Consider the following 7,807-nt stretch of genomic DNA (forward strand, 5'->3'; position numbering starts at 1 on the left):
CCCGGCCGGAACGCCAGCATCCGCAGCACGCTCATCTCGAAACCGGCGCGCGGGCTCGGCGCCAGCGGCAGATCGCGACGGCCGTTGACGCTCATCTGGTACCACAGCTGCACCACTTCCGGCCGCAGCTGCGCGGCCAGCGCATCGACATCGACGCCGTCGGCCTCGACCGCCGCTTCCGGCACCAGCTGACGCACCTGGATCCGGTGCAGCGCATCGCCCAGGGCCTCCAGCACATTGCCCCAGTCCGGCGAGAACTCGGCCAGGGTCGCCACTTCATCGAGCAGCCGCTGGCCTTCGCCGTCGGCCAGCGCCGACAGCACCGCGCCGACCCGGGTCCGGTCGACCGAACCGAGCATCGCCGCCACCGCCGCGCCTTCCAGCGGCGTTTCCCCGCCGGCGCCGCCGTAAGCGATGGCCTGATCGAGCAAGGACAACCCGTCGCGCAAGCTGCCGTCGGCGGCCTTGGCCAGCTGACGGATCGCCGACTCCTCGGCCGGAATCTGCTCGGCGGCGAGAATCCGGGTCATCTGCCCGGAAATCTGCTGTTCGTCCAGGCGCTTGAGATTGAACTGCAGACAGCGCGACAGCACCGTCACCGGCAACTTCTGCGGGTCGGTGGTGGCGAGCAGGAATTTCACGTGCCCCGGCGGTTCTTCCAGGGTCTTGAGCAGCGCATTGAACGCCGACTTGGACAGCATGTGCACTTCGTCGATCAGGTAGACCTTCACCCGACCACGGCTGGGCATGTACTGGGCGTTGTCGATCACCTCGCGCACATCGTCCACGCCGGTGTTGCTGGCCGCGTCGATTTCGAGCAGGTCGATGTAACGGCCCGAGTCGATGTCCAGACAGGCGTTGCACTCGCCGCACGGGTCGGCCGAGGTGCCGCGCTCGCAATTCAACGACTTGGCGAAAATCCGCGCGATAGTGGTCTTGCCCACGCCGCGCGTGCCGGTGAACAAGAAGGCGTGGTGCACGCGCCCGGTGCCGAGCGCATTGGTCAGCGCGCGGACCACGTGCTCCTGCCCGACCAGTTCGGCGAAACGCTTGGGGCGCCATTTGCGGGCGAGGACAAGATAGGACATCGGATCCTTGAGGCGTTGGGACGGGGCGGAAGGCGCCGGCGGCGCCGCGAACGTCCGCGCGGCCGGCGCTGCGCGCCTGCCGGTCGCGCCCGGCGGCAGGCCGCGGGACGCTCGCGAACGAACCCCGGCATTGTGCCACGCCCCACCCTCGCCCCACCTCGCCGCGCAGGCCGTTAGCGCCCGTCGACACCGCCAGCTTGTTCCCGAAGCCGGCGACGGCTAGAATCCACGGCCCTGCTCGGCCCGCTCACGCGGCCCGGCCAGGATCCGGAGAGGTGTCCGAGTGGTTGAAGGAGCACGCCTGGAAAGTGTGTAAGCGTCTAAACCGCGCTTCGGGGGTTCGAATCCCCCTCTCTCCGCCAGATCTGTCGAACAGGCCCCTGACCTCAGGGGCCTGTTTCGTTTTTGGGTTTGCCTTCGCCGCAGCAGGTCTGCGCGCTCAGCGCCATCCGCCCCCGGCCCACCGCATCGACCGTATCCGCCCGGCTGCCCGCACGGCCTGCCCGCGCCATGGATGCCGCGCCTTCGGCAACATGCTATGAAGCTGCGGTCGAGCGGCTTCGCTCATCCGCAAAGGAATGCACTTGCACGCGATCGCCCGTTGCTTGTCGCCCCTGCTGGCCATCGCCAGCCTGTCCGCCTGCACTTGGCATGTGCGCGAGAACAACATCGTGATCCCGCGCACGGCGCCTTCGGCCGAGCTGTCCGGGTTGCGTACGCAGTTCCCGCAATACCGGATCGAAGAGGCGCGCATCGCCGCGGCCGATGGCGCGCAACTGTATTCGCTGCGCCTGCTGCGCCAGGACGCGGTCGCCACGGTGCTGTACTTCGGCGGCAACGGCTACACCATCGGCAAATCGGCGGGACGCACCGCCAAGAACTACGCGGATGCGCCGGTGAACCTGGTGCTGGTCGATCATCGCGGCTATGGCGCCAGCACCGGGACCGCGTCGCTGGACGCGTTGCTGGCCGACGCGGTGACGGTCTACGACGATCTGCGCAAAGACCCGTCGCTGGGCGGATTGCCGCTGATCGTGCACGGCCATTCGCTGGGCAGTTTCATGGCCGGCCGGGTCGCCGCCGCGCGCACGTTGGACGGTTTGATTCTGGAAAGCTCGGTCACCACCACCGAGGACTGGACCACGCATCTGCGCTCCAGGCAGAAGTGGTGGGCGCGGATGCTGGTGCGCCGGGTCGCGCCAGAAGGCGCGCTGGCCGGCAAGGGCAATGCCGAGGTCGCGGCGGGTTTGGATGAGCCGGCATTGTTCGTCGTCGGCGAAAACGACGACGTCACGCCGCCGCGATTCGCTCGGGCGCTGTTCGATGCCGCGCCCTTGCCCGAGGGGCGTAAGCGCTTGCTGATCGTGCCCGGTCGCGATCATCTGAGCGCGGCGGACTCTCCCGATTTTCGTGCAGTTCTCGCGGCATGGGTCGCCGAGAAGCAAACCGCTCCGGCGGCCGGCGCGTTGCCATCGAAGCCATTCGCCCCCCTCGATGAACGCGCCCCGTCTACAAACCATCCTTAAACAATAGACGCCCTATCGCCCGCCCGGCCCCGTCGGCGATTGTGGCTATCATGCCGGCGACGACTCGCGCGTTGCAGAAGTCGCCGGAGCCAAAGCCTGCCATGCGAACCAACATCCCTTTCTTTTCCCGCACTCCATCGCTAAGCCGGCGCATCGCCTGGCGCGTGGGTCTGGGCGTGGTGGTGTTGATCTTCGCGATCTTCCTGGTCATCTGCGCGATGATCTGGAAACCCGGCGCGCTTCAGGTGTATCGCGGCATCGCCGAGCAGGCGGCGGAAGCGGTGAGCTTGCGCGAGGGACGGCTGGCGCTGGATCCGACGTTGTTGCCGCGGCGCATGCGCGAGGCGCCGGAAAACGCCTGGCTGGTGGTCGCCGACGATGCCGGCAACACGCTCACCTGGGGCAAACCTCCCGGCGAGTATCGCTCGCTGCTCGGAATGCTGACCCTTCTGTCGGATTCGGATCTGCGCAGCCCGGACCCGCGCCTGGCCGCGACGCTGAGCGTGGAGGAACGCGAGGGCGGACGCGTGCGCGTCATCGTCGGCGGCGTTCCCGACGAAGGCATCATCGGCTTGTTCGGGCCGCTGTTCTACTTCATCGGCCTGTGGCTGGCGCTGCCGATCGCGGCGGCGATCCTGCTGCTGGTGCCCTGGATCGTTCGCCGCGGTTTGAGCGGCATCGGCAAAGTCGCCGAGCAGGCGAGCACGCTGGACATGAATCACCGCAGCAAGCCGCTCGACGCCGGGGCGGTGCCGTCGGAGCTCAAGCCGCTGATCGACTCGTTCAATCAGGCGCTGGAGCGGATCTGGGACGCCGCCGAAGCGCGCGACCGTTTCCTAGGCAACGCGGCGCACGAGCTGCGCTTGCCGATCACCATCGTCCGCGCGCGCGCCAGCGCGCTGCCGGCGGGAACGGCCAAGACCGGCCTGCTCAGCGACATCGCGCGGCTGGAGAACATCTCCGAGCAATTGCTGGACTTGCAGCGGGTCGATCGCGGCCTGATGGCCCATCAGCCGCTGGATCTGGTCGAAGTCTGCCGCGACGTCGGCGAAGACATCGCACCGTTGTTGATCAAGGCCGGCTACGCATTCTCCTTCGACGCGCCGCAGACGCCGGTGCTCGCGCTCGGCGACGCAGGCGCGCTACAGCGGGTGATCATGAATCTGCTGCAGAACGCCATGGTCCACGGCGGCGGCGCGGGCGAGATCGCGCTGAGCGTGTCGCCCGATGGCCGGATCAGCGTGTCCGACGCCGGCCCGGGCATCGCCGAGGAAGACTATTCGCAGATCTTCTCGCCCTTCTACCGCCTCAACCCCGCCGCCCAGGGCAGCGGACTGGGTCTGCACCTCGCGCGCGAGGTGGTGATCCAGCACAAGGGCAGCATCCGCGTATCCCGCGCCGACCAAGGCGGCGCGCGCTTCTGCGTGCAACTGCCGGTGGCGCGCGCGCAAACCCAAGGAACCTGAGGATGCGCATCTTGCTGGTCGAGGACGACCAAGGCTTGTGGCAGGCGATGAAGATCGCGCTGTCGGCGCACAGCATCGTGCTGGATGTCGCCGCGGATCTGGGCCAGGCGCGCGAGGCGCTGAGCAATGCCGACTACCGCGCGCTGATCCTGGACTGGCAACTGCCGGACGGCGAAGGCGTGTCGCTGATTCCGCTCGCGCGCCGCCTGCATCCGGGCTTGCCGGTGCTGATGCTGACCGCGCGCCACCACATCGACGACCGCATCCAGGGCCTGGACGCCGGCGCCGACGATTACATCACCAAGCCGTTCGACGTGAACGAGCTGCTGGCGCGGATACGCGCGGTGTGCCGACGCCCGGCCCAACCGCAAATCCCCACCATCACTTTGGGCGCGCTGCAGTTCGACTTCGCCAACCGCTGCGCCAGCTTGAACGGCGCCAATCTGCCGCTGCCGCGGCGGCAGTTGCTGGTGCTGGAGACCTTGTGCCTGCGCGCCGGCCGCACGGTATCGCGCGAGAAATTGCAGGAAGCGGTGTACGGCTTCGACGACAACATCGAGTCCAATACGCTGGAATCGCATATCTCGCGATTGCGGCGCACGCTGGCGCCGGCGGGCGTGGAAATCCACGCGATGCGCGGACTGGGCTATCTGTTGCAGACCGCCGACGAGCCATAGCGCGCGGGGCCGTCCGCTTGCCCGCAAGCGGATGCCGACGCGGACGGATCAACCGCCCGCGGCCAAACTTCCCTGCTGCATCGCCGCCAGCAGCGCCGCGGTCATCTCGCTCTTGGACAGTTTGCCGTCCTTGTTGCTGTCGAGCGGATCGAAGTGTTGCGCGAGCGTGGGTTCGATACCGGCTTCCTTGCGGTCGATGAAGCCGTCGCCGTTGGCGTCGGCGGCGGCGAACCCCTTGTCGAATTCGGCGCGCTGTTTCTTGATCCGCGCGAGCATGAACGCGTCGAACTCCTGACGCGAGATGGCGTTGTCCTTGTTGCTGTCGACCGCTGCGAACGCGCCGTCGATGTAGGCGCGCTCCGCGCTGGGCGGGGTCGCGGCCACGGCCGCGCCGGCCAGGGACAGCCCCACGGCCAGGATTGCAAGTTGTTTCATGACGGTTCCTTTCGGGGGTAAGGGTTATCGATTGCGCCAGTATTCGCGCTGACGGTATTCGCGCTCGCGCTGGTCTCGCTCGCGTTCGCGCGACTCCCACTCGCGGCGTTCGCGCTCGCGGCGCTCCCAATCGCGTCGGTCGTCGTTGCGCCAGCGGTTGCGGTCGTCGTAACGCCGGTCGGGCGTGGTCGCTTTACCGATGGCGCCGCCGGCCAACGCACCGCCGGCGGTGGCCCATGGATCGCCATTGGAAAGCAGCGAACCGGCGATGCCGCCGACAATCGCGCCGGTCAGGGCGCGGCGTTCTTCCTTGGACATTGCATCTGCGTTCGGCGCCGCGGCCAGACCTGCGGCGACGATCAGGGCGACGGCGGTGCCTCGCAGGGCGGCTCCGGTGGCCTTGAACATGGCGTGTTCCTCTACTGGGTCGCTGATGAGAGACAGTTCTCGCCAGCAACAACAGCGGCGCATGCAAGCGCCCCGCTGCTGTCCAGGGCACTGTAGAAATCGAAGCTTGTACCAACCTTGCGTGCGGTACTCGCCGCTAGCCTCGGTAGGAGTGCGTTCAGGCAGCCAGCCGCGACGCGATCCATGAACGGCCACTTAGCGCATCCAGCGCCGCGACCCCGCCGCAAGGTTCGGACAAGCTTCGATTTCTACAGTGCGCTCCACAGCAGTGGGAAGGCCGCGGACACGGCCGCCTTCGGAGAACTATGGACGTGCGTGATTCACAGGCATCGGCGGGATGCCGCGTTGCCCGAAACCGGACAGAACCCTCCCCGCGCCGACAACCCGATTACGGCCTGACTTCGGCCGCATGGAACATACGCCGCGTCAGTGGGCGACCGCGCTGGTCGTCGCGATGGCCGAGTTCGTTGTGGAACCCGGCGCGAACGAGCGTCTGTATCCATGGCCTGGAACTGGCGGCATTCGTCGCGTTCGGCGGCTGGCTCAGCGTCTCAAGCGATGAACCTGGCGCAATGGTTCTCATGCTCGGCGCGGTCTTGCTCATCAGCGCCTTGCTCGCGATCAATCCAGCCGGCGCGCTCTGCCGCAGAAACACCGTCGCCGGCCGAAAGCCGCTGTTTCGCGCATTGCACGTCGGCTCGATTGCTTTGATCGCCGCGGCTTACGCGTGGTTCGCGATCGACCTGGGCAACGGTCGGGGCGTTCTGACGTTGATGGCGGTTTGGCTGGCCGCCGCGGCCTGGGCGTGGCTGAAGCGGGCACTCGACCGCGCATCGGCGGAATCCCGGCGATGATCCAGGTCATCATCAACGCTCTGTTCGAGCTCGGCGCCCATCTGATACTCGATCACTTTTCGCGCGCGACGTTGCTGGCGCTGGTGGCGGCGGCGGTGTTCCTGACGATCAGCCTGTTTTTCTACTTCATGGCCCGTCTGATCTACCTGCAAATGCTCTGCTATGGCCTCGTGCTGGCCGTGGGCGGACTTCATTGCGCGCTTGCGGCGTCGCCGGCCGTGAATTACGCGCAGGCCGCGATGTCGTGACCGCGGAGCGACACGGATCGATCGATGCCCGACGAAATTTCGCGCAGCCTTGGCGGGATTGCTCGCCGAACAACGCGGCACGCCGCGGCCGGACCGATCCGGCTCAGCAAGTGACTATTCGCGAGGACAGCTTGATGCCCTCGCTGGAATACGTTTCCAACGGCAGGCGGAAGATGCCGGCGCACACCGTATAGCGCGGCTGCAGCAGGCCGCCGCAGCCCGGATGCCAGAACGAGGCTTCCGGATGCGACGCGAACATCAGATCGGTGCAGCCGCAATCCAGGCATTGCGAGGGCGCTTTGCGGGTACGGCGCCATTGCATGAGCTGGTCCAGGCGCGCGAGTTCGGTCGGCAGGTATTCGGGCTTGTCCAGGTAGAAGTCCGAACTGATCTGGTAAGCGTAGATCTCGTCGCCGCGACGCAATGCGCGCGCTTCGGCCAGGATCGCCGCGGGGCTGGGAAGGTACTCGGCCAACACCGGCGCTTCGCACTGCTGGCACCACGCCGGCCAGGTGAGCATTCTCAATTCCGTCGCGCCTTCGTACACCCGCAGTTTCATGGGGATGCCGTATTCCAGGCTGCAACCCACACAGCGGTACGCGTTGGGCGTCATCACGCGTATCGAGCCCCCGTGGCCATCGCGGCATCGACGATGCCGCTTCCGACGCGGATCGTTTCACATTCCAAGGCCGCCTGCCATCGGCTCCAGCGCCCGAGCGGGGCATTCGCGCCGCCACCGGAATCAACTTGCCTTAAGCACAGAAACAACTTTTCGTTCGCTCAGCGGACCAGCCGCGAACCCCCGCCAATTGTGCATTCGCGACTCATCCCGCACTCTCACGAATCATTACAGCGATGTTGCAACGCAACCGCGCGAACTGCGCCCACGTTCGCATTCGCGCGCCGCGCGGCGCCTCTAGATTGCGCCCGCCGCGCCGTGGCCAAGGGGGTTTGCGCCGCCGCGCGGTTTGCCGCGCCCGCCGTCGTACCGCGGCGGCGGGCGCGATCACTCCTGTCCTTTTTCAAGGAATCCAGATGAGCAAAAAGTTTTCCGACCCGGCCACGAGCGGGGACTCGGCGCCTTCCTCGCGCGCGCGGCGCAAGC

Annotated in this window: 9 protein-coding genes and 1 tRNA gene; 6 read left to right on the plus strand and 4 right to left on the minus strand. The window is 67.1% G+C overall.

The window, feature by feature from the left end:
- A partial coding sequence (gene dnaX / locus V7787_RS51535; protein WP_336095260.1) for a DNA polymerase III subunit gamma/tau occupies positions 1 to 1,088 on the minus strand: 1,088 nt, incomplete at its 3' end.
- Positions 1,089 to 1,357: 269 nt separating this feature from the next.
- Between dnaX and V7787_RS51540 the strand changes: the two genes are divergently transcribed.
- The 4 genes from V7787_RS51540 (at position 1,358) to V7787_RS51555 (ending at position 4,757) form a co-directional block, all read left to right on the plus strand.
- Positions 1,358 to 1,450, plus strand: a tRNA-Ser gene (locus tag V7787_RS51540).
- Between the two features lie 222 nt (positions 1,451 to 1,672).
- Positions 1,673 to 2,614 (plus strand): alpha/beta hydrolase, encoded by a 942-nt coding sequence (locus V7787_RS51545; RefSeq protein ID WP_336095261.1) that lies wholly within the window; start codon positions 1,673 to 1,675, stop codon positions 2,612 to 2,614.
- Positions 2,615 to 2,715: 101 nt separating this feature from the next.
- Positions 2,716 to 4,080, plus strand: a complete 1,365-nt coding sequence (locus tag V7787_RS51550; protein WP_336095262.1) for a sensor histidine kinase — start codon at positions 2,716 to 2,718, stop codon at positions 4,078 to 4,080.
- A gap of 2 nt (positions 4,081 to 4,082) precedes the next feature.
- The gene (locus V7787_RS51555) at positions 4,083 to 4,757 is read left to right on the plus strand and encodes a response regulator transcription factor (RefSeq protein ID WP_336095263.1); all 675 of its coding nucleotides are present in this window, start codon (positions 4,083 to 4,085) and stop codon (positions 4,755 to 4,757) included.
- Positions 4,758 to 4,805: 48 nt separating this feature from the next.
- Here the strand turns inward: V7787_RS51555 and V7787_RS51560 are convergent, their stop codons facing one another.
- Both V7787_RS51560 and V7787_RS51565 read right to left on the minus strand, forming a co-directional pair.
- Complete coding sequence (locus tag V7787_RS51560; RefSeq protein WP_336095264.1) at positions 4,806 to 5,192, minus strand: EF-hand domain-containing protein; 387 nt, start codon at positions 5,190 to 5,192, stop codon at positions 4,806 to 4,808.
- A 24-nt stretch (positions 5,193 to 5,216) separates the two neighbouring features.
- On the minus strand, positions 5,217 to 5,600 hold the full coding sequence (locus V7787_RS51565; RefSeq protein ID WP_336095265.1) for a glycine zipper 2TM domain-containing protein: 384 nt from the start codon (positions 5,598 to 5,600) through the stop codon (positions 5,217 to 5,219).
- A gap of 305 nt (positions 5,601 to 5,905) precedes the next feature.
- On the opposite strand from V7787_RS51565, the gene V7787_RS51570 reads away from it, so the two are divergent.
- Together V7787_RS51570 and V7787_RS51575 are read left to right on the plus strand one after the other, a co-directional pair.
- Positions 5,906 to 6,454: a hypothetical protein gene (locus V7787_RS51570; protein WP_336095266.1), complete on the plus strand. Its 549-nt coding sequence runs from the start codon at positions 5,906 to 5,908 to the stop codon at positions 6,452 to 6,454.
- Complete coding sequence (locus V7787_RS51575) at positions 6,451 to 6,702, plus strand: hypothetical protein (protein ID WP_336095267.1); 252 nt, start codon at positions 6,451 to 6,453, stop codon at positions 6,700 to 6,702. The genes V7787_RS51570 and V7787_RS51575 overlap by 4 nt, the downstream gene beginning before the upstream one ends.
- 103 nt (positions 6,703 to 6,805) lie before the next feature.
- Here V7787_RS51575 and V7787_RS51580 read toward each other — a convergent pair whose 3' ends face one another.
- Entirely contained in the window at positions 6,806 to 7,315 is a 510-nt protein-coding gene (locus tag V7787_RS51580) for a hypothetical protein (RefSeq protein ID WP_336095268.1), read from the minus strand.
- Positions 7,316 to 7,807 lie beyond the last annotated feature (492 nt).

Source organism: Pseudomonas sp. CGJS7 (genome assembly GCF_036961695.1).